At 73.4% G+C, this 21,619-nt stretch carries 22 protein-coding genes and 2 tRNA genes; 11 read left to right on the forward strand and 13 right to left on the reverse strand.

The genetic code is table 11. The annotated features are described in order from the left end of the window. Positions 1–28: 28 nt before the first annotated feature. Entirely contained in the window at positions 29–1,030 is a 1,002-nt protein-coding gene (locus AB0M29_RS06910; RefSeq protein WP_365379982.1) for an NAD(P)-dependent oxidoreductase, read from the forward strand. On the opposite strand, the gene AB0M29_RS06915 is transcribed toward AB0M29_RS06910, so the two are convergent. Beyond that, positions 970–1,344: a hypothetical protein gene (locus tag AB0M29_RS06915; protein WP_365379985.1), complete on the reverse strand. Its 375-nt coding sequence runs from the start codon at positions 1,342–1,344 to the stop codon at positions 970–972. The two genes, AB0M29_RS06910 and AB0M29_RS06915, sit on opposite strands and share 61 nt — an antisense overlap. 44 nt (positions 1,345–1,388) lie before the next feature. After that, complete coding sequence (gene fdhD / locus AB0M29_RS06920; RefSeq protein ID WP_365379988.1) at positions 1,389–2,255, reverse strand: formate dehydrogenase accessory sulfurtransferase FdhD; 867 nt, start codon at positions 2,253–2,255, stop codon at positions 1,389–1,391. Between the two features lie 73 nt (positions 2,256–2,328). Here fdhD and AB0M29_RS06925 point away from each other — a divergent pair, with 73 nt between their 5' ends. The 5 genes from AB0M29_RS06925 to AB0M29_RS06945 all read left to right on the forward strand — a co-directional run bounded on the left by AB0M29_RS06925 (position 2,329) and on the right by AB0M29_RS06945 (position 5,188). Then, positions 2,329–2,667: a chorismate mutase gene (locus tag AB0M29_RS06925; protein ID WP_365379991.1), complete on the forward strand. Its 339-nt coding sequence runs from the start codon at positions 2,329–2,331 to the stop codon at positions 2,665–2,667. 157 nt (positions 2,668–2,824) lie between these two features. Beyond that, positions 2,825–3,490 (forward strand): SDR family oxidoreductase, encoded by a 666-nt coding sequence (locus tag AB0M29_RS06930; RefSeq protein ID WP_365379994.1) that lies wholly within the window; start codon positions 2,825–2,827, stop codon positions 3,488–3,490. Positions 3,491–3,680: 190 nt separating this feature from the next. Beyond that, a tRNA-Leu gene (locus AB0M29_RS06935) sits at positions 3,681–3,765 on the forward strand. 172 nt (positions 3,766–3,937) lie between these two features. Next, the gene (locus AB0M29_RS06940; RefSeq protein ID WP_365379997.1) at positions 3,938–4,348 is read left to right on the forward strand and encodes a RidA family protein; all 411 of its coding nucleotides are present in this window, start codon (positions 3,938–3,940) and stop codon (positions 4,346–4,348) included. Between the two features lie 39 nt (positions 4,349–4,387). Further along, entirely contained in the window at positions 4,388–5,188 is an 801-nt protein-coding gene (locus tag AB0M29_RS06945; RefSeq protein ID WP_365380000.1) for an aminotransferase class IV, read from the forward strand. A 13-nt stretch (positions 5,189–5,201) separates the two neighbouring features. Here the strand turns inward: AB0M29_RS06945 and AB0M29_RS06950 are convergent, their stop codons facing one another. The 3 genes from AB0M29_RS06950 to AB0M29_RS06960 are packed head-to-tail and all read right to left on the reverse strand — an operon-like array spanning position 5,202 to position 8,704. Beyond that, complete coding sequence (locus AB0M29_RS06950) at positions 5,202–6,122, reverse strand: PfkB family carbohydrate kinase (protein WP_365380002.1); 921 nt, start codon at positions 6,120–6,122, stop codon at positions 5,202–5,204. Continuing rightward, positions 6,119–7,075, reverse strand: a complete 957-nt coding sequence (locus tag AB0M29_RS06955) for a pseudouridine-5'-phosphate glycosidase (protein ID WP_365380004.1) — start codon at positions 7,073–7,075, stop codon at positions 6,119–6,121. Before AB0M29_RS06955 ends, AB0M29_RS06950 begins: the two co-directional genes overlap by 4 nt. Before the next feature lie 18 nt (positions 7,076–7,093). Next, entirely contained in the window at positions 7,094–8,704 is a 1,611-nt protein-coding gene (locus AB0M29_RS06960; RefSeq protein WP_365380256.1) for an ABC-F family ATP-binding cassette domain-containing protein, read from the reverse strand. 281 nt (positions 8,705–8,985) lie between these two features. Here AB0M29_RS06960 and AB0M29_RS06965 point away from each other — a divergent pair, with 281 nt between their 5' ends. After that, entirely contained in the window at positions 8,986–9,369 is a 384-nt protein-coding gene (locus AB0M29_RS06965) for a hypothetical protein (RefSeq protein WP_365380007.1), read from the forward strand. Positions 9,370–9,415: 46 nt separating this feature from the next. Next, a tRNA-Met gene (locus tag AB0M29_RS06970) sits at positions 9,416–9,489 on the forward strand. Between the two features lie 78 nt (positions 9,490–9,567). On the opposite strand, the gene AB0M29_RS06975 is transcribed toward AB0M29_RS06970, so the two are convergent. After that, positions 9,568–9,843 carry a DUF6343 family protein gene (locus tag AB0M29_RS06975; RefSeq protein WP_365380010.1) on the reverse strand — a complete coding sequence of 92 codons (276 nt, stop codon included), beginning with the start codon at positions 9,841–9,843 and terminating at the stop codon, positions 9,568–9,570. 156 nt (positions 9,844–9,999) lie between these two features. Here AB0M29_RS06975 and AB0M29_RS06980 point away from each other — a divergent pair, with 156 nt between their 5' ends. After that, positions 10,000–10,953, forward strand: coding sequence for a GNAT family N-acetyltransferase (locus tag AB0M29_RS06980; protein WP_365380013.1), 954 nt, complete (start codon positions 10,000–10,002; stop codon positions 10,951–10,953). Beyond that, positions 10,931–11,524: a DUF1349 domain-containing protein gene (locus AB0M29_RS06985; protein WP_365380016.1), complete on the forward strand. Its 594-nt coding sequence runs from the start codon at positions 10,931–10,933 to the stop codon at positions 11,522–11,524. Before AB0M29_RS06980 ends, AB0M29_RS06985 begins: the two co-directional genes overlap by 23 nt. A 16-nt stretch (positions 11,525–11,540) precedes the next feature. On the opposite strand, the gene AB0M29_RS06990 is transcribed toward AB0M29_RS06985, so the two are convergent. From AB0M29_RS06990 to AB0M29_RS07020, 7 genes are all read right to left on the reverse strand, one after another. Then, positions 11,541–12,167 (reverse strand): TetR/AcrR family transcriptional regulator, encoded by a 627-nt coding sequence (locus AB0M29_RS06990; RefSeq protein WP_365380018.1) that lies wholly within the window; start codon positions 12,165–12,167, stop codon positions 11,541–11,543. Continuing rightward, positions 12,155–12,898, reverse strand: a complete 744-nt coding sequence (locus tag AB0M29_RS06995; RefSeq protein WP_365380021.1) for an enoyl-CoA hydratase family protein — start codon at positions 12,896–12,898, stop codon at positions 12,155–12,157. Before AB0M29_RS06995 ends, AB0M29_RS06990 begins: the two co-directional genes overlap by 13 nt. An 11-nt stretch (positions 12,899–12,909) precedes the next feature. Next, on the reverse strand, positions 12,910–14,100 hold the full coding sequence (locus AB0M29_RS07000; RefSeq protein ID WP_365380023.1) for an acyl-CoA dehydrogenase family protein: 1,191 nt from the start codon (positions 14,098–14,100) through the stop codon (positions 12,910–12,912). Beyond that, positions 14,097–16,103 (reverse strand): biotin carboxylase N-terminal domain-containing protein, encoded by a 2,007-nt coding sequence (locus tag AB0M29_RS07005; protein ID WP_365380026.1) that lies wholly within the window; start codon positions 16,101–16,103, stop codon positions 14,097–14,099. The genes AB0M29_RS07000 and AB0M29_RS07005 overlap by 4 nt, the downstream gene beginning before the upstream one ends. A 12-nt stretch (positions 16,104–16,115) precedes the next feature. Then, a complete protein-coding gene (locus tag AB0M29_RS07010) occupies positions 16,116–17,708 on the reverse strand; it encodes a carboxyl transferase domain-containing protein (RefSeq protein WP_365380028.1) in 1,593 nt (530 codons plus the stop codon). Then, positions 17,705–18,520: a TIGR03084 family metal-binding protein gene (locus AB0M29_RS07015; RefSeq protein WP_365380031.1), complete on the reverse strand. Its 816-nt coding sequence runs from the start codon at positions 18,518–18,520 to the stop codon at positions 17,705–17,707. Before AB0M29_RS07015 ends, AB0M29_RS07010 begins: the two co-directional genes overlap by 4 nt. Before the next feature lie 229 nt (positions 18,521–18,749). Beyond that, positions 18,750–19,715: an acyl-ACP desaturase gene (locus tag AB0M29_RS07020; protein WP_365380034.1), complete on the reverse strand. Its 966-nt coding sequence runs from the start codon at positions 19,713–19,715 to the stop codon at positions 18,750–18,752. A 166-nt stretch (positions 19,716–19,881) separates the two neighbouring features. Between AB0M29_RS07020 and AB0M29_RS07025 the strand changes: the two genes are divergently transcribed. Beyond that, a complete protein-coding gene (locus AB0M29_RS07025; protein ID WP_365380036.1) occupies positions 19,882–21,522 on the forward strand; it encodes an ABC-F family ATP-binding cassette domain-containing protein in 1,641 nt (546 codons plus the stop codon). Positions 21,523–21,619: the final 97 nt, after the last annotated feature.

Raw genomic sequence — 21,619 nt, forward strand, 5'->3', positions numbered from 1 at the left:
CTGCCCGGGTGCCATCCGTCGCACCGGTATGACGAACAACGACACCGGAACACCGGCCCCCCAGACCGTGCTGCTGGCAGGAGCGAGCGGCGTGCTCGGCGTGCACGTGGTGCGGGCGCTGACCGCCGCGGGGCACCGGGTGGTGAGCCTGGGCCGCGGGGCGGCCAATGACGTCTCCGCCGACCTGAGGGACCGCGAGGCGCTGCTGCGCGCGGTCGAGGGGCGGCGGATCGACGTGGTGGTGCACGCGGCGACCGCGCTGCGGAAGCCGCCGGTCATGCACCGGGACATGGCCGCGACCAACGCGCTGCGCACCGAGGGCACCCGCAATCTGCTCGCCGCCGCCCGGGAGACGGGCGCCCGCCGCTTCGTGGTCGAGTCGATGGTCTTCGGCTACGGGTTCGGCGACCACGGACAGAGCGCGCTCGCCGAGAACACCACACCCTTCGCGCCGCGCGGCGCCGACGCGGCACTGGAACGCACCATCGCCGCGATGCGCACCAAGGAGGAGCTGGCCTTCACCGCCGACGGCATCGAGGGCGTCTCGCTGCGGTTCGGCCTCTTCTACGGCGCGGGCGGCACCGACGCGCTGCTGCCGCTGCTGCGCAGGCGCGCGCTGCCCGTCACGCCCGACCACGACCGGGTGCTGCCCTGGGTCGACCTCGCCGACGCGGCGGACGCCGTGGCGCTCGCGGTCGACCACGGGCGGGCCGGGCAGGCGTACAACATCGCGGGCGCGCAGCCGCTCGGCTTCGCCGCCCATGTCCGGCTCACCGCCGAGCTGTTCGGCCTGCCGCGCCCGCTGACGGTGCCCCGCTGGGCGCTGCGCCCGATGGGTTACGTGCACACCGTCCTCGGCAGCACCATGCGGGTGGACTCCACCCTGGCCCGTACCGAACTGGGCTGGAAGCCCGCCCACGACACCGTCCCCGACGGCCTGGCCGCGCTGGTCCGCGAGCGGGCGGCGGCTCAGAGCCGGAGCGCGGACACCACCAGCACCGCCAGCGCCCAGGACAGGAAGAGCGCATAGGCGAACAGGGCGCGGCCCCGGTCACCGGCGAGAAGCTGCCGTACCAGCACCCAGCCGAAGACGGCGGCCTCGGCGGCCGCGCCCGCCACCCCGTACGCGGGGTGCCAGATACCGGCGATCAGTGCCGCGGTGGCGGCCGTGTGCAGGACGCCGAGTGCCGGTACGACCCAGGTCGCGCGGCCCTGGCGCAGGCCCAGCCGGGTCAGCGAGTCCAGCCGCTCGACCCCCGCGGGGAAGCGGGTCAGCCCGGCGAGCGCGGACGGCACCACCTCGAGGAGCAGCAGCACGGTCAGGGCGGTGCTCAACGCGGACAACGGCGTCTCCATCGGGCGGGGTGTCGAGGCGTGCGGCCCGGATACTACGGGGTGACCCCGGACGCCCTTCGCGCGGCCGGCACCCCCAGATCGATCCGCTCCTCACCCGCGTACACGTTCATCGAGCTGCCGCGCAGGAAGCCGACCAGGGTCAGGCCCGTCTCCTGCGCCAGGTCGACTGCGAGGGAGGAGGGGGCGGAGACGGCGGCGAGGACGGGGATGCCCGCCATCACGGCCTTCTGGGCCAGTTCGAAGGAGGCCCGCCCCGACACCATCAGGATGCGGTCGGCCAGCGGGAGCTGCCCCTCGCGCAGGGCGCGGCCGACGAGCTTGTCCACCGCGTTGTGCCGCCCCACGTCCTCGCGGACGTCCAGCGCCTCACCGTCGGCGTCGAAGAGCGCGGCGGCGTGCAGGCCCCCGGTCCGGTCGAAGACGGCCTGGGCGGCCCGCAGCCGGTCGGGCAGCGACGCGAGCAGTGCCGGGGTCAGCCGCGGGGTCCGCGCGTCGCCGATCGGCAGCCGGGTGGTGGTCCGTACCGCGTCCAGGCTGGCCTTGCCGCACAGCCCGCACGAGGACGTCGTGTAGACGTTCCGCTCCAGGGAGATGTCGGGGACGGGGACACCGGGCGCGAGGCGCACGTCCACGACGTTGTACGTGTTGCCGTCGTCGGCGGTCGCACCCGCGCAGTAGACCACCGACGCGACCTCGTCGGCCGCCGCGAGTACGCCCTCGCTGACCAGGAAGCCGGTGGCGAGCGCGAAGTCGTCGCCCGGGGTGCGCATGGTGATCGCCAGCGGGCGGCCGTTCAGCCGGATCTCCATGGGCTCCTCGGCCACGAGCGTGTCCGCCCGGTGCCCGGCCACGCCGTCCCGTATTCGCAGTACCCGGCGTCGCTCGGTGACCCTTCCCATGGCCCCAGGGTGTCATAGGCTGGGCGCGACTTCGCCGCTGATCACCACGTACCGACGAGGATGGCAGACCGAGATGAGCGACCAGCCGACCGCCGAGCACACCCTGGTGAGCGACGAGGAGGCACTGGAAAGACTCCGGACGCTGCGCGGCAGCATCGACAACCTCGACGCGGCACTGGTGCATCTGCTCGCCGAGCGCTTCAAGTGCACCCAGCAGGTGGGCGAACTCAAGGCCGCCCACCACCTCCCGCCCGCCGACCCGGCGCGTGAGGCCGACCAGATCGCCCGGCTGCGCCGGTTGGCCGAGGACGCCAGGCTCGACCCGGCCTTCGCCGAGAAGTTCCTCAACTTCATCATCGACGAGGTGGTACGCCACCACCGCGCGATCGCCGCCCGCCCCAAGAGCTCCTGAGACGTCCTGAGAGCTTCCGCACCGCGCGTCGGCTCCCGCTGCCCCGTACCCCGCAACCTGGGTACGGGGCAGCGCGTTGAACGGGACAAAGCGCCCCAGCATGCCCACATGAGGCAGGGGCACACGCACCCGTACACGTACACAGATGGAGCCCGACATGAAGCTCACGATCTTCGCTGCCACCGGGGGGATCGGCCGGCTCCTGGTCGACCAGGCCCTCGCCGCGGACCATGAGGTGACGGCGGTCGTCCGCGACCGGTCGAAGCTCACCCGGGACGTGCGCAGCGTCATCGCCGACCTGACCGCCCCCGACCCCGAAGCGCTGCGCGAGGCGGTCGACGGCGCCGACGCGGTGCTCTCGGCGTTCGGCCCCCGCGGCCGGGCCGACATCGGGATCACCTCGGGCGGCACCCGGGCCGTCGTCGAGGCGATGCTGGCCACCGGCACACGGCGGATCGTGGCGGTCAGCGCCGCGCCGGTCTCCACCACGCCGTCGCCCGGCCGCCCGAACCCGCCCCGGCACGACCCGGGCGACGGCCCCTTCATGCGCTACCTCGGCGCCCCGATGGGCAGGCTCTTCCTGGGCAAGCACTTCGCCGACCTGGCCCTCATGGAGGACGTGCTGCGCGACAGTGGCCTGGACTGGACGGTGGTCCGGCCGCCGCGGCTCACCGACAAGCCGCTCACCGGCGTCTACCGCACCGCCTTCGGCCACAACCTCCGCAACGGCGCCTTCGTCTCCCGCGCCGACGTCGCCCACCTCATGCTGCGCTGCCTGGAGGAGCCGGAGACCGTCAAGCAGGCCATCGGCATCGCCGACTAGCCGGGCCCCCGGGCCGCCGATCCGCCGCCGCTCCGCCACTGCCCAGGCGTCGCTCCGCCACTGCCCAGCCGCCGTCCGCCGCTCTCGGGGTGCCCCTCGCCGCCCGTCGGATTCCCAGGTGAGAAGCACTCCGAAAGCTTGGTATCGTTGTTCTTGTCGCCACGGCCCAGCGGTCGCGGTGGCGCACCCCGTCCGGGTGGCGGAATGGCAGACGCGCTAGCTTGAGGTGCTAGTGCCCTTTATCGGGCGTGGGGGTTCAAGTCCCCCCTCGGACACAGATAGTGAGCAGAGGTGCCGACCAGGTGGTCGGCACCTTTTGTGTTGCGGGCCCTTCCGCACGGCGGCGGTCACCTTTCGCGTACGACCGGTGACCGCGCGCTCGTCCCCGGGTGCGCGCCGCGGAAAAACCGGTGGGATCGGGCGGGCGGCGGGCGCAGACTCGGGCACATGAGCCCGCACATCACCCGGATCAATCCGCCCGGTCTGCACGAGACCCCCGGCTACCACCACATCACCGTCGTCGAGAGCGGCAGGACCGCCCATCTGGCCGGGCAGTGCCCGCTGGACGAAGCGGGGAAGGTGGTCGGCCCCGGCGACCACCAGGCACAGGCGCGGCAGGTCGCCGCCAACGCGCTCACGGCGCTGGCCGCCGTCGGCGCCGGGCCGGACGACGTGGTGCGCTCGGTGATCTACGTGGTCAGCGACGAGCAGCCGGTGCTCAGCGCGGTGTGGGACACCCTCACCGCGTCGCCCCTCGGTGCCGCGTTCACCACCGCGAGCACCCTGCTGGGCGTCGCCCAACTCGGCTTCACCGGCCAACTCGTCGAGCTGGACCTGACCGCCGCCCTGCCCGGCTGACCGGCCGCGCGGCACAGGACACGTCCTAGGGTGGAGGCCATGACGCGACCTGGGGAACTGCTCATCGAGATCGACGGGGCCGCGGCCACCGCCGAGGACATGTGGCCCGCGCTCGGCGGCTACGGCCACTTCACCGCCATGCAGGTGCGGGGCGGGCGGGTGCGCGGGCTGGACTTCCACCTGGCACGGCTGGACGGGGCCACCCGAGAGCTGTTCGGCACCGGTCTGGACGGCGAGCGGGTACGCGGGCACATACGGCACGCGCTCGGCGGCTGGGGCGGCCCCGACGGTGACGCCTCGGTGCGCGTCAACGTCTTCCGGCCGGTCGACGCACCCGGCTCGCCGGTCGCCGTCCTGGTCGCCGTGCGCCCGCCCGCGACCGTCGCCCCCGGCCCGAAGCGGGTCAAGTCCGTGCCCTACCAGCGGCCGGTCGCCCATCTGAAGCACACCGGCGGCTTCGGACAGGGCTACTACATACGCCAGGTGGAGGCAGAAGGCTACGACGAGGCGCTGCTCGTCGGCCCAGGCGGCGAGATCGCCGAGGGCGCCGTCACCAACCTCGGCCTCATCGACGGCGGCACGGTCGTCTGGCCCGACGCCCCGTACCTGCACGGCATCGCCATGCAGGTACTGGAGCGCGAACTCGGCCGTGCGGGCGTGCCCATGACCCGCCGCCCGGTCCTGGTGACCGACCTCGGCGGATACGGCGGGGCCTTCCTCGCCAACTCCCGCGGCCTGTCCCCGATCGCGGCCGTCGACGGCACCGAACTGCCGCTGGACGCCGAACTCCTCGGCCGCGTCATGGAGTTGTACGAGGCCGCGCCCTGGGACGTGATCTGACCTCTCGGGGGACTCAGCCCTCCTCGGGGCGGCCCCCGACGACGGCCACCGCCTCGGCGCCCGCGCGGCATCCGGTGGCCGCGGCCGCCGGAAGGTTCGCCCCCGCCAGCCGGGCCGCGAGCAGTCCGCCGGTGAAGGCGTCACCCGCACCCGTGGTGTCCACCGGCCGGGCCGGGACGGCGGGCACCCGGGCGGTCACCTCGCCGCGCTCCGCGGTCAGCGCCCCGCCCGAGCCCAGGGTGACCACCACGGACCCGCCGCACCGGGCGCTCAACTCGGCCGCCGCGCGCGCCGGTTCGGACCTGCCGGACAGCAGCGCCGCCTCCGCCTCGTTCGGCAGCAGCAGATCCGTACCGTCCACGTCGGATAGGAACCGCGGCACACCATGGGACCGCAGGAAACCGGCGGACGCGGGATCGACGCTCAGCGTCAGGCCCCAGGCGCGGACCGCCTTGGCCACCAGAGCCGCCAACTCCCGTCCCGGCGCGGAGAAGAAGAGATAGCCGGAGAGATGGACATGCCCCACGCCGTCGAGCAGCGCCTCGTCCCAGTCGGCCGGGCCGAGCCGGAAGGCGGCGCCGCTGTCGGTGACCAGGGTGCGCTCGGCGGCGGCGTCCACCAGCGCGATCACCACGGCGGTCGGCGCCTCGTCGTCGACCCGCAGCACCGCGTCCACGCCGGCCCGCTGCAGCGCCGCGCGGTGCCAGTCGGCGGAGTCGGCGCCGGCCCGTGCCAGCAGCCGCGCCCGGGCGCCGTAACGGGCCGCCCAGCAGGCCACGTTGGCGCCCGCGCCGCCCGGCCGCAGTGCGATCCGGGCCACGGTGTCGGTGTGCGGGGCCAGCGGTTCCGCGTGCCGGGCCACCACGTCGGTGACGACGTCACCGACGACCAGCAGCCCGCCGCCACCCGGGGCGCCGGTAGGGGAGGCGTTCACCGGCGTGCTGACCAGCGCACGGCGATCTCCGCCGCCAGCCGCACATTCCCGCGTACCGCGGCCAGGTTGGCCTCCAGCGACGCCCCGCCGGTCCTGTCGGTGAGATAACCCAGCAGGAACGGGGTGATCGCCTGTCCGGTGACGCCCTCGCGGTCGGCCGCGGCGAGCGCCTCGGCCAGCACCCGGTCGTGCAGCGCGGGGTCGAGCTGCTCCGCGCGCGGCACCGGGTTGGCCACGATCAGCCCCGACTCGTGGCCGCCCAGCGCGTCCTGAGCGGCCATCACCTCGGCCACCTCCTGCGGCGTACGCACCGTCCAGTCCACCGGCTCGCCCGAGTCGCTCAGATAGAAGCCGGGGAAGCGGTCGGTGCCGTAGCCGAGCACGCCGATGCCCAGCGTCTCCAGCCGCTGCAGCGTGGCCGGGACATCGAGGATCGACTTCACGCCCGCGCACACCACGGTGATCCGGGTCCTGGCCAGCAGCCCCAGATCGGCCGACTCGTCCTGCACGGTGACATATCCGCGGTGCACCCCGCCCAGGCCGCCGGTGCCGAACACCCGGATCCCGGCCCGCGCGGCCAGGAACGCGGTGCCGGACACCGTCGTCGCCCCGCTGGCACCCGCCGCCGACGCGGGCGCCAGATCACGGAATCCCAGCTTGCGCAGCGAGGTGTCCTCGGCCACCCGCTCGACCTGGTCCTCGGTGAGACCCACCCGCGGCACGCCGTCGAGTACGGCGACGGTCGCGGGCACCGCCCCGGCCCCGCGGACGATCTCCTCCAGCTCGCGGGCGACCTGGAGGTTGCGGGGCCGGGGCAGGCCGTGGGCGATGATCGTGGACTCCAGCGCCACCACGGGCGCCCGGCGGGCGAGGGCCGCACGGACCTCGTCGGACAGGACGACGGCGGAGGCCGCCGCCGTCGGTCCGTTCGGTACTGATCCAGATGTGCTCATGGCCCCTACCCTGGCACGTCACACCAGCGACACGTCCACCTCCCTCAGCACACCGTCGTCCAGCCGCAGCCACCGGGTGATCTCCAGCGCGCGCAGGAACGGCATGTCGTGACTGGCCACGATCAGCGCGCCCTGGTACGACGCCAGCGCCGTGGTGAGCTGCCGGACGGAGGCCATGTCCAGGTTGTTGGTCGGCTCGTCCAGCATCAGCAGCTGCGGGGCGGGTTCGGCCAGCATCAGCGCCGCCAGCGTCGCCCGGAACCGCTCCCCGCCGGACAGCGACCCGACGAGCTGGTCGGCCCGCCCGCCCCGGAACAGGAACCGCGCCAGGCGGGCCCGTACCGCGTTGTCGGTCGCCGAGGGGGCGAAGGACGCCACGTTGGCCGCCACGCTCTCCTCGTCGTCCAGCACGTCCAGCCGCTGGGGCAGGAACCGCGCCGGCACGTGCAGGCACGCCTCGCCCTCCTCCGGGGGGATCTCCCCGGCGATGGTGCGCAGCAGCGTCGACTTGCCCGCGCCGTTCGGCCCGACGAGCGCGATCCGGTCGGGACCGCGCACGGTCAACGCCGCCACCCGCGCCCCGTAGCGGGACCGCAGCGCCTCCAGGGTCAGTACGGTCCGGCCCGGTGGCACCGCGGTGTGCGGCAGGTCGACGCGGATCACGTCGTCGTCCCGCACCGCGAGGACCGCCTCGTCGAGGCGTTCCTTCGCGTCCGCCAGACGCTCGGTGTGCATGATGCGGTGCTTGCCCGCGGAGACCTGGGCCTCCCGCTTGCGCGCGTTCATCACCACCCGCGGCTCCCGCTTGGTGTCGTACATCTTCTTGCCGTACCGCACCCGGCGGGACAACTTCTCGTGGGCCTCGGCCAGTTCGCGCTTCTGCCGCTTCATGTCGGCCTCGGCGACGCGGACCATCCGCTCCGCCGCCTCCTGCTCGACGGCCAGTGCCTCCTCGTAGGCGGACAGGTTGCCGCCGTACCAGTGCACCTCGCCGCCGCGCAGATCCGCGATCTGGTCGACGCGTTCGAGCAGTTCGCGGTCGTGGCTGACGACCACCAGCGCGCCGTTCCAGGACTCGACGGCCGTGTAGAGGCGGCGCCGGGCCCGCAGGTCCAGGTTGTTGGTGGGTTCGTCGAGCAGCAGCACGTCGGGGCGGCGCAGCAGCAGGGACGCCAGCCGGAGCATGACCGACTCGCCGCCGGACACCTCGCCGACCGTACGGTCCAGGCCGATCCGCTCCAGACCGAGCGCGTCCAGGGTGGCGCGCGCCCGCTCCTCGACGTCCCAGTCGTCGCCGACCGCGGTGTAGTGCTCCTCGGCGGTGTCGCCCGCCTCGATGGCGTGCAGCGCGGTGCGCGCCGCCTCGATACCGAGGGCCTGGTCGACCCGGAGGGTGGTGTCCAGCGCCGCGTCCTGCGGCAGGTAGCCGACCTCGCCGGTCACCTTCACGGTGCCGGACGCCGGGGTGAGTTCACCGGCCAGCAGCTTCAACAGGGTGGATTTCCCTGCCCCGTTGAGGCCGATGAGCCCGGTGCGGCCGGGGCCGGCCACCCACTGGAAACCGTCGAACACCGGAGTGCCGTCGGGCCAGGCGAAGGTGAGCTGGGAACAGGTCAGTGATGCGGGGATGAATGACAAAAGGTCTCCCGGTCGCTTGGAATGACATGACACATGCGACGCGTCGGGACACCGGGAGTGTGCTGCGGCTCGGCTCAAATGCTGAGGTCGCGCACACGCGCCGCCGGGCGTCTGCGATGACGCACTCGGCGGGCGACGGTGGCCCGGGACCTCAGATGAGCAACGGCCTTCTCCTGTCAGGCGGCGTAATGACCTGTCACCGACGGTAGGACGCGCCCCGCACCGGCCGCAACGGCTTTTTCCGGCGCCCCCCGCCATGAGAAGGTGCCGCCGTGACAGACGACGCGGCGGGTGCCGCTACGGGCAGTGCGCCCGAGGACGGGCTGCCGTCGGTGCTGCGGTTCGCGACGGAACTGGTGGCCTGGGTGGCCACCCCCTGGTGGCTGTCGGGCACCTCGTGGGTGCTCGCGGTCGCCTCACTCGTCGTGCTCATCGGACTGCCCACCGTGTTCTCCACCCGGGGCGACAAGGCCCAGGTGATGGTCGCGGTGCCCGGCTGGGCGACCATCGGCCTCGTCCTGCTCCAACTGGCGGCCGCCGTGGTCTCCGCCTGGGCGCTGTGGCCGGTCTGGGCGGCCGTCGCCGTCTCCGTACTGGCGGCCGCCACCCTGGTCACCGAGCAGCCGCGATGGCGCTGGCTGGCCCGGCAGCCGTAAAGGATTTGGCGTGAGCGCTGCCACCCCGTAGTGTGGTGTTCACCGACGCGGGGTGGAGCAGCTCGGTAGCTCGCTGGGCTCATAACCCAGAGGTCGCAGGTTCAAATCCTGTCCCCGCTACTTGTGAGAAGGGTCCGGCACTCAGGTGCCGGGCCCTTTTCGGTGTGCGGGCGGGGTCCGCCGTGTCCCCGGCGCGGCTCAGCTCTTGCGGCGCGGCGGCTCGACCGGGCGGTACGGCGGGATGCCGCGGCCCGGCTGGTAGTGCGGGCCCTGCCGGATGTGGCGGACCACGATCACGATGTCGACCGCGGCGAGCAGCGCGATCGCGGCCAGTGCGGCCGCCCAGCCCGGCTGGTGCTCCAGCGCGAAACCGACCGCGCCCGCACCCGCCCAGACCAGGCCGCACAGCGCCAGCCCCAGCCGCATCCGCAACGGACTGCGGGCCTGAACGGGCTCGTAACCGGTCCTGGGCACCTCGTCTCCTCTCCCCTTCCAGCATCCACCCGCACCCGCCGCCACGGGAGGCCGCACCGCCCGAAATGCCACCCGAAATGCCACCCGAAAGCCGCCGGGAATCCCGTCGGAAAAAGCAGCGGCGCCCGGCCGCCGCGCCGCGTAGGGTGCGACCTCATGGACGTGATCATCAGGGAGTACGACTCCGCGGACGCAGAAGCCGTCGCCGACCTGATGCGCGAGGCCCTCCCGTACATGGTGACGACGGCGCGGACCGTCCAGGCCCAGGTCTCGGAGGCACCCGCGGCGCAGCGCTACCGGGTCCTCGTCGCCGAGCAGCCCACAGACGGCGGCCCGGGCGGCGGCCGGATCGTCGGCTCCGTCAGGATGGGGCTGTACGCCGGGGAGGGACGCCCCGCGGACGGCTTCGCCAACCTCACCGTGGGCTCCGCCGACCGCCGCCGCGGCACCGGCCGCGCGCTCCTGGCCCTCGCCGAGTCCTACCTCACCGGTCTCGGCGCCACCACCGTCTACTCCTGGGCCACCGACGAACCGGCCAGCCACGCCTTCGCCGAGAGCCACGGATACGTACGCGGCCGCTCCGGCAGCTTCCTGCGGCTCGACCTCGCCATGGACGGCCCGCTGCCCGACCGCCCCCAGCCGGGCCCCGGCGTCGTCCTGCTCCCCGCCTCGCACTGGGCCGACGACCCCCGTCCGCTCTACGAGGTGGACCGCGAGACCATCGAGGACGAGCCCAACGACACCGCCGCCACCGCGCCCGGCTACGCCGACTGGCGCGCCATGACCTGGGACCGGCCCGGCTTCGACCACGAGCTGAGCGTCGCCGCCGTCGTGGACGGGACCGTCGCCGCGTTCGTCTGCGCCGAGACCGACGGCCGCACCCGCTACTGGTCGGGCGGCACCGGCACCCGGCGCGCCTTCCGCGGCCGCGGCCTCGCCAAGGCGGCCAAGGCCGAGTCCCTGCACCGGGCCCGCGCCGCCGGCTACACCGACGCGTTCACCAACAACGACGACACCAACGCCCCGATGCTGGCCGTCAACCGGTGGTTCGGCTACCAGCCCTGCGGCAACGAATGGCGGTACGCCCGTGACCTCACCGACCGTGCGTGACGTCGTCTGGTCCGACGCGAGCTGGCTGAACCCGCCCGCCGAGGCCGTCGCCGACACCGAAGGACTGCTGGTCACCACCCGCGAGGGCAGCGACTTCTGGCGCACCACCAGCTATGGCTTCGTCCGCGACGACGGCCATGCCCTGCTGACCGCCTTCCCGCCCGGCAGCGCCGTCGAGGTCACCTTCGTCGCCGACTTCACCGAGCTGTACGACCAGGCGGGCGCCCTGGTCAGGGTCGACGCCGAGACCTGGATCAAGGCGGGCGTCGAGCTGTCCGACGGCCACCCCCAGCTGGGCGCCGTCGTCACCCACGGCACCTCCGACTGGTCGCTCGCCCCCGTCCCGGAGTGGGCCGGGCACGAGGTCACCGTCCGGGTGAGCCGGTCGGCGGACGCCGTCACGGTGCGGGCCCGCCGCGCGGACGGTCCCTGGCGCATGGTCAGGCTCGCCTGGCTCGACCCGGCCGCCGAGGCCCGCGCCGGACTCTTCTGCTGCTCTCCGCAGCGCGCGGGCCTGCGGGTCCGCTTCACCCGGCTGGCGACGGGACCCGCCGACACCTCCCTGCACTGACCCTCCGCCACGGGCGTCAGCTTCCGGCGTCCGGCTCCTCCCGCAGCACGGTGTCGAGCACCAGCGACCACTGCCGGACGATCCGCGCCCGGCGCGCGGAGTCGTCGCTGAGCAGATTGGCCAGGCCCAGGCCCCGGGCCATGTCGAGGGTGGCCTGGACGGTCTCCCTGACGCCCGGCACCGACTCGTCCGCGCCCAGGGACTCCACCGCCAGCCGGTGCGCCTCCCTGCCTATCCGCGACTCCAGCGCGCCGACCCGCGGCCGCAGCGCCTCCTCGTCCGCCGCCGCGACCCACAGATGCAGCGCGGCCCGGAACAGCGGCCCGGTGTGGACGGCCACCAGCATGTCGACCACCGCGTACGTACGGTCGGGACCCTGCCGGGGCAGCGCCTTCGCCCGGTCCCGCACGGTGGTCATCCACTGCTCGGCCATGTGCGCGATGGCCGCGGTGAACAACTCCTCGCGGGTGCGGAAGTGGTGCTGCGCGGCGCCCCGCGAGACCCCCGCTCGGGTGCACACCACGGCGACCGTCGTACCCGACCAGCCGTGCTCGGCCAGGCACTCCACCGCCGCCTCAAGTATCCGCATCCGGGTGGCACGGCTGCGGTCCTGCTTGGGGGAGCGGTCGGTCACGACGCCCATGACGGCTTCCTTCGCTCCAGGAAGGCCCGCATGCCCTCGGCCGCCTCGTCCGAGGAGAACAGCCGGGCGCTGACCTCGGACAGCTCCGCGCCGCGGTCGGCGAGTGCGGTCCGCAGCGGGGCGGCGGTCAGCGCCTTGGACTCCGCGAGCCCCTGGGGCGAGGAGGCGCGCAGCCCGCGCAGCACCGGCTCCAGCGCGTCCTCCCTGGCCGTCACCAGACCGATCCTGACCGCCTCGTCGGGACCGAACGTCTCACCGGTGAGGAAGTACCGGGAGACCGCCCTGGGATCGGTGCGGGCCAGCACCGGCATCGAGATGACCGCCGGGGCGAGCCCCAGCCGGGCCTCGGTGAAGGCGAAGGTGGCGTCGGGGCCCGCCACCGCGATGTCGCAGGCGGCGACCAGGCCGAGACCACCCGCCCGCGCGTGCCCCCTCACCTCGGCGATCACCGGCTTGGGCGACTCCGCTATCGCGCGCAGCAGTTCCACCAGCAACGCCGTGCCCTTCGCCGGGCCGCCGCCCTCCCGCAGATCCGCCCCGGCGCAGAACGTGCCGCCGGTGTGGGTGAGGAGCACCGCCCGGGTGCCGGGGTCGGACCTGGCGTCGTCGAGCGCCGCGGACAGCTCGCCCACCAGACGGGAGGACAGCGCGTTGCGGTTCTCCGGGGAGTCGAGGGTGAGCACGGCGACCCCACGGTCGTGCTCCCGGTGCACCACGGATGCGGTCGTCACGAGCGGGCTCCTTAGTAGGACTTGGGCAGTCCCAGCGTGTAGTGCGAGACGAAGTTGAGGATCATCTCCCGGCTGACCGGGGCGATACGGCCGACCCGGGACGCGGTGAGCAGCGAGGCGAGGCCGTACTCGGCGGTCAGGCCGTTCCCGCCGAGGGTGTGCACGGCCTGGTCGACCGCCTTCGCACCCGCCTCCGCGGCAGCGTACTTGGCCATGTTCGCCGCCTCGCCCGCGCCCATGTCGTCGCCCGCGTCGTACAGATACGCCGCCTTCTGCATCATCAGCCGGGCCAGCTCCAGCTCGATGTGCGCCTGGGCGAGCGGGTGGGCGATGGCCTGGTGGGAGCCGATCGGCGACTTCCACACCTGGCGGGTGCGGGCGTAGTCGACGGCCTTGTCCAGGGCGTAGCGGCCCATCCCTATGGAGAAGGCGGCGGTCATCACCCGCTCCGGGTTCAGCCCCGCGAACAGCTGCAGCAGCCCGGCGTCCTCGTCGCCGACCAGCGCCGAGGCCGGCAGCGCCACATCGTCGAGGAAGACCTGGAACTGCTTCTCGGGCGCGGCCAGTTCCATCTCGATCTGCCGGTACTCGAAGCCGGGGGTGTCCCGGTCGACGATGAACAGGCAGGGCTTGAGCTTGCCGGTGCGGGCGTCCTCGGTGCGGCCGACGATCAAGGTGGCGTCGGCGATGTCGACCCCCGATATGAAGACCTTGCGGCCGGACAGCTTCCAGCCGCCGGTCTCCGGGTCGCGCCGCGCGGTGGTGGTGATGCGGTGCGAGTTGGACCCGGCCTCCGGTTCGGTGATGCCGAACGCCATCCGCAGCGAGCCGTCGGCGATCCCCGGCAGCCAGCGCTGCTTCTGCTCGTCGGTGCCGAAGCGCGCGATGACCGTGCCGCAGATCGCGGGGGAGACGATGAGCAGCAGCAGCGGACAGCCCGCGGCGCCCAACTCCTCCAGCACGATGGACAACTCGGCCAGACCGCCGCCACCGCCGCCGTACTCCTCGGGGAGGTTGACCCCGAGATAGCCGAGCCTGCCGGCCTCCTGCCACAGCTCGTCGGTGTGCTTGCCCGCGCGTACGGTCGCCGCGAAGTAGTCGCGACCGTAGCGGCGGGCGAGATCGCCGACGGCCTTGCGCAGGGCGCGCCGCTCCTCGCTCTCCAGCAGGGCGCTGTCGAAGGTGCTGTGGGCAGTGCTCATGAGCCTGTTTCCTCCTTGACGACGGCGAGTACGGCGCCGAGTTCGACCTGGCGGCCCACCTCGGCGGTGAGTTCGGTGAGCGTGCCCGTCACGGGGGCGGCGATCACGTGTTCCATCTTCATCGCCTCGAGCCAGAGCAGCGGGCGTCCGGCCTCGACCCGGTCGCCGGGCGAGAATTCACCTATCCGGATGACGGTGCCGGGCATCGGCGCAAGCAGCGAGCCCGGCGCGGTCAGCTCCTCGGGCGCCGCGAAGCGCGGCAGCGCCGTGAGGACGCAGGACACGAACGGGGAATCGACGAACACCCGTTCGGCGTACACGGCGATGTCGAACGTCCGCCGCACCCCGTCGATGTCGAGGACGACCCGGTCGGGAGCCGCGGCCACCAGGCGCGTCCGCTCGAATCCGTCGGCGGTCAGGCCCCCGCGGCCGAGCGCGTAGGCGATGTCGTACTCCTCGCCGTCCGGCTCGCCGCGGAAGCGTTTCCTCTGCGGCTGCGACGGCACATTGCGCCAGCCGCCGAGCCGTACGGGCACCGGTGCCGGGACCGGCCCCGCGCTCCGCCCCTCGGTGCGCCGCGCCGCGTCCGCGAGGGCCGCGGCCAGCGCCGCGACGCGTACCGGCGCCGTGTCGGCGCGACCGCACAGCTCGTCCAGACGGCGCTCCAGGAAGCCGGTGTCCAGGCGGGCGGCGGCGAACTCCGGGTGCAGCAGGGCGCGTACCAGCAGGTCGCGGTTGGTCACCGGGCCGTGCAGCCGGGCGCGCCGCAGGGCGTCGGCGAGCCGGCGGACCGCCTCGGCACGGGTCGGCGCCCAGGCGGTCACCTTGGCGAGCATCGGGTCGTAGTGGACGCCGATCACCTCGCCGTCGGTGACGCCCGCGTCCAGCCGCAGCCCGGCGTCCCCGCCCGGCGGCACGGCGAACTCGGCGTCCACACCGGGGATGTCGAGCCGGTGCAGCGTCCCCGCCTGCGGCTGCCAGCCGCGCGCCGGGTCCTCCGCGTACAACCGCGCCTCCACCGCGTGGCCGCGCGGTGCTGGCGGCGCCGGGGGCAGCGCCGCGCCCTCGGCGACCCGGATCTGCAGGGCGACGAGGTCGAGGCCGGTGACGCACTCGGTCACCGGATGCTCCACCTGGAGGCGGGTGTTCATCTCCAGGAAGTACGGCCGCCCGTCCCGCGAGACCAGGAACTCCACGGTTCCCGCGCCCGTGTAGCCGATCGAGTGAGCCGCGCGGACCGCCGCCTCGTGCAGCGTGCCGCGCAGCGCGTCGCCCAGGCCCGGCGCGGGGGTCTCCTCGATCACCTTCTGGTGGCGGCGTTGCAGCGAGCAGTCCCGCTCGCCGAGCGCCCACACCGTGCCGTGCGTGTCGGCCAGCACCTGGACCTCGACATGGCGGGCGCCCTCGGCGTAGGGCTCGACGAAGACCTCGTCGTCGCCGAAGGCGGCCGCCGCTTCCGACCGGGCCGCGGCCAATGCATCGTCCAGGGAAGCGAGTTCGCGCACCACTCGCATGCCGCGCCCGCCGCCGCCCACGGCCGCCTTCACCAGCAGCGGCAGATCGGCGGCCGTCACCTTCCGCGGATCGAGCGCCGAGAACAGCGGCACACCCGCGGCGGCCATCAGCTCCTTGGCCCGGGTCTTGGACCCCATCGCCTCCACGGCCTCCGGGGGCGGCCCGATCCACACCAGCCCCGCCGCCTCGACCGCCCGCGCGAACTCCGCGCTCTCGGACAGGAACCCGTACCCCGGATGCACGGCGTCCGCGCCCGCCGCCAGCGCCGCCGCGACCAGCAGATCACCCCGCAGATAGGTGTCGGCGGGCGCGTTCCCCGGCAGCCGCACCGCCGCGTCGGCCTCGTGTACGTGCGCGGCGTCCGCGTCGGCGTCCGAGTACACCGCGACCGTGCCGATCCCCAGCGTCCGGCAGCTGCGGAAGACCCGCCGGGCGATCTCGCCCCGGTTGGCCACCAGCACGACCGAGACCTTGGTTGAATCCGTCATTGGCTGGAACCCTCACATCCGGAAGACGCCGAAGCCGCCGCGGGCGCCCTCGACGGGGGCGCCGTGGATGGCGGACAGGCACAGGCCGAGCACCGTACGGGTGTCGCGCGGGTCGATGACGCCGTCGTCGTAGAGGCGTCCCGACAGGAACATGGGCAGGGACTCGGCCTCGATCTGCTGCTCGACCATGGCCCGCAGCGCCGCGTCCGCGTCCTCGTCGTACGGCCGGCCCTTCGCCGCCGCGGACTGGCGGGCGACGATGGACAGCACGCCCGCGAGCTGGGCCGGGCCCATGACCGCGGACTTGGCGCTCGGCCAGGCGAAGAGGAACCGCGGGTCGAAGGCGCGGCCGCACATGCCGTAGTGGCCGGCGCCGTAACTCGCGCCCATGAGCACCGAGATGTGGGGAACCCTGGAGTTGGCCACGGCGTTGATCATCATGGCGCCGTGTTTGATGATGCCGCCCTGCTCGTACTCCCTGCCGACCATGTAGCCGGTGGTGTTGTGCAGGAAGAGCAGCGGGATGTCGCGCTGGTTGGCGAGCTGGATGAACTGCGCGGCCTTCTGCGACTCGGCGCTGAAGAGCACCCCCTGGGCGTTGGCGAGGATGCCCACCGGGTAGCCGTGCACCTCGGCCCAGCCGGTCGCCAGGCTCGGACCGTAGCGCGGCTTGAACTCGTCGAAGGCCGAGCCGTCGGCGATCCGCACCACGACCTCGCGCGGGTCGAAGGGGGTGCGCAGGTCGCCGGGGACGATCCCGAGCAGCTCCTCCTCGTCGTACAGCGGCGGCGGCGCGGGGGAGGTGCGCGGACCGGGCCCGGCCTTGCGCCAGTTGAGCCGGGCGACGACCCGGCGGGCGGTGCGCAGCGCGTCCGGCTCGTCGACGGCGTAGTAGTCGGCCAGCCCGGAGACACGCGAGTGCATCTCGGCGCCGCCGAGTGACTCGTCGTCGCTCTCCTCGCCGGTGGCCATCTTGACCAGCGGCGGGCCGCCGAGGAAGACCTTCGAGCGCTGCTCGATCATGATGACGTGGTCCGACATCCCGGGGATGTACGCGCCGCCCGCCGTCGAGTTGCCGAACACCACGGCCACGGTGGGGATGCCCGCCGCCGACAACCGCGTCAGGTCGCGGAAGAGGGCGCCGCCCGGGATGAAGATCTCCTTCTGGCTGGGGAGGTCGGCGCCGCCGGACTCCACCAGGTTCACCACCGGCAGCCGGTTGGCGAAGGCGATCTCGTTGGCCCGCAGCGCCTTCTTCAGCGTCCAGGGATTGCTCGCGCCGCCGCGTACGGTCGGGTCGCTCGCCGTCACCAGGCACTCCACGCCCTCGATGACCCCGATGCCGGTGACCAGCGACGCGCCGACCGCGAAGTCGCTGCCCCAGCCCGCGAGCGCCGACAACTCCAGGAAGGGCGTGTCGGGGTCGAGCAGCAGCTCGATACGCTCCCGGGCCGTCAGTTTGCCGCGCGCCCGGTGCCGCTCCTGGTACTTGGCGCCGCCGCCCGCCAGCGCCTGCGCGTGCGCCGCCTCGACCTCGCCGAGCCGCTCCAGCATGGTCGCGCGCCGCTCGGCGAAGTCCGCGCCGCGGGTGTCGACCGCCGTCATGCCGCACCGCCGCCGGACGCGCCCGGCGCCCGGCCCTTGCCCGGCGGCCCCGCGAACGCCTGGGCGATCGACAGCCACGCGTCGGCGTCCTCGCCCTCGGCGCGTACCGCCACGTCGTCACGGTGCCTGCGCTGCACGGCCAGCAGGCAGAAGTCGAGAGCCGGACCGGTCACCCGCTGCGCGGCGTCGGCCGGGCCGAAGTCCCACAAGGTGCCGTCGGGGGCGGTGAGTTCGACGCGGAACTCGGCGGCGGGCGGGGTACGGCCGTGCACCGCGAAGGCGAAGTCACGGGCGCGGACGGCGATCCGCGCCACATGCCAGAGCCGGGCCGTCGGCTCGCGGCGTACGCCCAGCGTGTCGGCGATGTCCTCGCCGTGCGCCCAGGTCTCCATCAGCCGCCCGGTCGCCATCGACGCGGTGCTCATCGGCGGCCCGTACCAGGGGAACCGCACACCGGGCGGCTGTCCGGTCAGCGTGGCCCACAGACGGGCCCGGCCCGCGCGCCACTGTTCGAGCAGCTCGGCCGGCGGCTGCGCGGCTCCGCGCCGGGCGCCTTCGTCGACGAATCCCTCGGCCAGCGCCTCGCCGCCCTCGCTGAGTTGCCGGGTGAACGCCTCGGGGTCGTTGACGGCGAGCAGCGCGTGGACGTCGGTCCAGGCGAGATGGGCGATTGTGTCGGCGATCGTCCACCCTTCGGCGGGCGTGGGGGTCGCCCAGTCCGCCGGGTCGAGTCCGGCGACCAGGCCGTCGAGCGCGTCGCTCTCGGCGCGCAGATCGTTCAGGACGGTGCGTACGGACTGCGGATCGGCCATGACCACCTCGTGGGGACGCCTGCACAGAGCGGGGTGCGTCACGAGCGTGACAGCGGGCCCAGAAACAATCAAGCACGCATGCATGATTTTTGCGGTGACCAGTCCCCGCCCCCCGGGTAAGCAACACGCCCCTTCGGGGCACGTACGGTGCCTGGCCCACCGCAAGCGCAGCCCGCGTCCCCGCGCCCCTTCGGGGCTCGACTCTTCCGTGGGCGCCGCGCCGAGCGGACTAGCCCCGAGCCGCCCTGCGCGCCAGCAGCGCTTCGCGGCGCTCGTCGAACCGAGTGGCCTGCTCGTTGAGGCCGCCCATGAACATGCCCAGTTCCTGCTGCGCCTGGAGTCCCTCGGGCCCGAGGCCCGACACCTCAAGGACCTTGAGGTGTCGCAGCACCGGCATCAGCACGTCGTCGTGGTGGATCCGCAGGTTGTAGATGCCGCCGATCGCCATCCGGGCCGCCGCGCGCTCGAAGCCGGGCATGCCGTGGCCGGGCATCCGGAACTCCACCACCACGTCGCGGATCGCCTGCATCGCCAGGTCGGGGGCGAGTTCGAGCGAGGCCGCCAGCAGGTTCCGGTAGAAGATCATGTGCAGGTTCTCGTCGGTGGCGATCCGGGCCAGCATCCGGTCGCACACGGGGTCACCGGACTGGTGGCCGGTGTTGCGGTGCGAGACGCGGGTGGCCAGCTCCTGGAAGGCGACGTACGCCACCGAGTGCAGCATGCTGTGCCGGTGGTCGTGCTCGAAGCCCTCCGACATGTGCTGCATGCGGAAGCGCTCCAGCTCGACCGGGTCGACGGCGCGGCTGGTCAGCAGGTAGTCGCGCATCACGATCGCGTGGCGGCCCTCCTCGGCCGTCCAGCGGTGCACCCAGGTGCCCCAGGCGCCGTCGCGGCCGAAGAGCGTGGCGATCTCGTGGTGGTAGCTGGGCAGGTTGTCCTCGGTCAGCAGGTTCACCACGAGGGAGATCCGGCCGACGTCCGTCACCTTGGACTGCTCGACGGACCAGGCATCGCCGCCCATTATCCCGTCGAAGTTGCGCCCGTCGCTCCACGGCACGTACTCGTGGGGCATCCATTCCTTGGCGACGCCGAGGTGCCGGTTGAGCTCTCGCTCGACGACCTCCTCCAGCGCGTAGAGCAGTGTGGCATCGCTCCACACGTCGGGGCGGGCGCGGTCGGGCGAGGTAATGGTCACGGGGGCTCCTGGGGACGGGGAGTACAACACCTACGCTGTCGTAACTTACGCAACCGTAGGTTAAGGCGACGTAAGAAGGCAACCTCCCGACCTGCGTGCATCCACCAACCACCGCCCTCCCGGCCGTGCGGCGCCCGGGTCGGCACCGGATAGAATCCGGGCCCTGATGAGTGCCACTCTCGTAGCCAAGAACCTCGCCGCGGGCCACGGCGACCGCGTCCTCTTCTCCGGCCTGGACATCGTCGTCGCCCCGGGCGACGTGGTCGGCCTCGTCGGCGCCAACGGCGCGGGCAAGTCCACGCTGCTGCGGCTGCTGGCCGGCCTCGACACCCCCGAGGACGGCTCGCTGCGGCTCAGCCCGGCGGCCGCGACCGTCGGGTATCTGCCGCAGGAGCCCGAGCGGCGGCCCGGCGGGGAGAGCGTCAGGGAGTTCCTGGCCCGCCGCACCGGCGTGGCCGCCGCCCAGATCGCGCTGGACGCCGCCACCCAGGCGCTGGTCGACGAGGTGCCGGGCGCCGACGACGCCTACGCCACCGGGCTCGACCGCTGGCTGGCGCTCGGCGGGGCCGACCTGGAGGACCGGGCCGAGGAGGCCGCCGCGTCGCTGGGGCTCGCCGTCAGCCTCGACCAGCCGATGTTCTCGCTCTCCGGCGGTCAGGCCGCCCGCGCGGGACTCGCCTCGCTGCTACTCAGCCGCTACGACGTCTTCCTGCTGGACGAGCCCACCAACGACCTCGACCTCGACGGCCTGGAGCGGCTGGAGAAGTTCGTCACCGGCCTGCGTGCCGGGACGGTGCTGGTCAGCCACGACCGCGAGTTCCTCACCCGGACGGTGAACCGCGTCGTGGAGCTCGACCTCGCCCAGCAGCAGGTCTCCGTCTACGGCGGCGGCTACACCTCTTATCTGGAGGAGCGCGAGACCGCCCGCCGGCACGCCCGCGAGGAGTACGACGAGTACGCCGACACCAGGGCCGGGCTGGAGGCGCGGGCCCGGATGCAGCGCGGCTGGATGGACAAGGGCGTCAGGAACGCCATGCGCAAGGCGCCCGACCACGACAAGATCGCCCGCAAGGCGCGCTCCGAGGGCAGCGAGAAGCAGGCGGCCAAGGCCCGCCAGACGGACAGGATGATCGAGCGGCTGGACGTGGTCGAGGAGCCGCGCAAGGAGTGGGAGCTGCGGATGGAGATCGCCGCCGCGCCCCGCTCCGGCGCGGTGGTCGCCACACTGCGCGGCGCCGCGGTGCGCCGCGGCGACTTCGCCTTCGGGCCCGTCGACCTCCAGGTCGACTGGGCGGACCGGATCGCGATCACCGGCGCCAACGGCTCGGGCAAGTCCACCCTGCTCGCCGCGCTGCTCGGCCGCCTGCCGCTGGACGCGGGCGAGGCCGCGCTCGGCCCCGGGGTGATGGTCGGCGAGGTGGACCAGGCGCGCGCCCACTTCCGCGGTGACGAAGCGCTGCTCGACGCCTTCCGGACGCCGGTGCCCGATATGGAACCGGCCGAGATCCGTACGCTTCTGGCCAAGTTCGGGCTCAAGGCGGCCCATGTGCTGCGCCCGGCGGCGACCCTCTCGCCCGGCGAGCGCACCCGCGCCGCCCTGGCGCTGCTCCAGGCCCGCGGGGTCAACCTGCTGGTGCTCGACGAGCCCACCAACCACCTCGACCTGCCCGCCATCGAGCAGCTCGAAGCGGCCCTGGCCTCGTACAACGGCACTCTGCTGCTGGTCACCCACGACCGGCGGATGCTCGACGCGGTGCACACCACGCGCCGGGTCGAGGTGGCCGAGGGGCGGATCACCGAGCGCTGAGCCGAGGGGCCGCGCGGCGGGGAACGGCCGGGACTCGACGGTCCCGGAGGGAACCGTACAGGCGTCACACGCGTCCCACCCACGACCGGAGCTCAGA

This window comes from Streptomyces sp. NPDC051976 (assembly GCF_040680795.1).
GTDB lineage: Bacteria > Actinomycetota > Actinomycetes > Streptomycetales > Streptomycetaceae > Actinacidiphila.

Excerpts from the sequence above, each read along its gene's own strand:
- AB0M29_RS06910 (WP_365379982.1), top strand. The coding sequence starts at position 29 with ATGACGAACAACGACACCGGAACACCGGCCCCCCAGACCGTGCTGCTG.
- fdhD (WP_365379988.1), bottom strand. The coding sequence starts at position 2,255 with ATGGGAAGGGTCACCGAGCGACGCCGGGTACTGCGAATACGGGACGGC.
- AB0M29_RS06925 (WP_365379991.1), top strand. The coding sequence starts at position 2,329 with ATGAGCGACCAGCCGACCGCCGAGCACACCCTGGTGAGCGACGAGGAG.
- AB0M29_RS06930 (WP_365379994.1), top strand. The coding sequence starts at position 2,825 with ATGAAGCTCACGATCTTCGCTGCCACCGGGGGGATCGGCCGGCTCCTG.
- AB0M29_RS06940 (WP_365379997.1), top strand. The coding sequence starts at position 3,938 with ATGAGCCCGCACATCACCCGGATCAATCCGCCCGGTCTGCACGAGACC.
- AB0M29_RS06945 (WP_365380000.1), top strand. The coding sequence starts at position 4,388 with ATGACGCGACCTGGGGAACTGCTCATCGAGATCGACGGGGCCGCGGCC.
- AB0M29_RS06955 (WP_365380004.1), bottom strand. The coding sequence starts at position 7,075 with ATGAGCACATCTGGATCAGTACCGAACGGACCGACGGCGGCGGCCTCC.
- AB0M29_RS06980 (WP_365380013.1), top strand. The coding sequence starts at position 10,000 with ATGGACGTGATCATCAGGGAGTACGACTCCGCGGACGCAGAAGCCGTC.
- AB0M29_RS06990 (WP_365380018.1), bottom strand. The coding sequence starts at position 12,167 with ATGGGCGTCGTGACCGACCGCTCCCCCAAGCAGGACCGCAGCCGTGCC.
- AB0M29_RS07000 (WP_365380023.1), bottom strand. The coding sequence starts at position 14,100 with ATGAGCACTGCCCACAGCACCTTCGACAGCGCCCTGCTGGAGAGCGAG.
- AB0M29_RS07005 (WP_365380026.1), bottom strand. The coding sequence starts at position 16,103 with ATGACGGATTCAACCAAGGTCTCGGTCGTGCTGGTGGCCAACCGGGGC.
- AB0M29_RS07010 (WP_365380028.1), bottom strand. The coding sequence starts at position 17,708 with ATGACGGCGGTCGACACCCGCGGCGCGGACTTCGCCGAGCGGCGCGCG.
- AB0M29_RS07015 (WP_365380031.1), bottom strand. The coding sequence starts at position 18,520 with ATGGCCGATCCGCAGTCCGTACGCACCGTCCTGAACGATCTGCGCGCC.
- AB0M29_RS07025 (WP_365380036.1), top strand. The coding sequence starts at position 19,882 with ATGAGTGCCACTCTCGTAGCCAAGAACCTCGCCGCGGGCCACGGCGAC.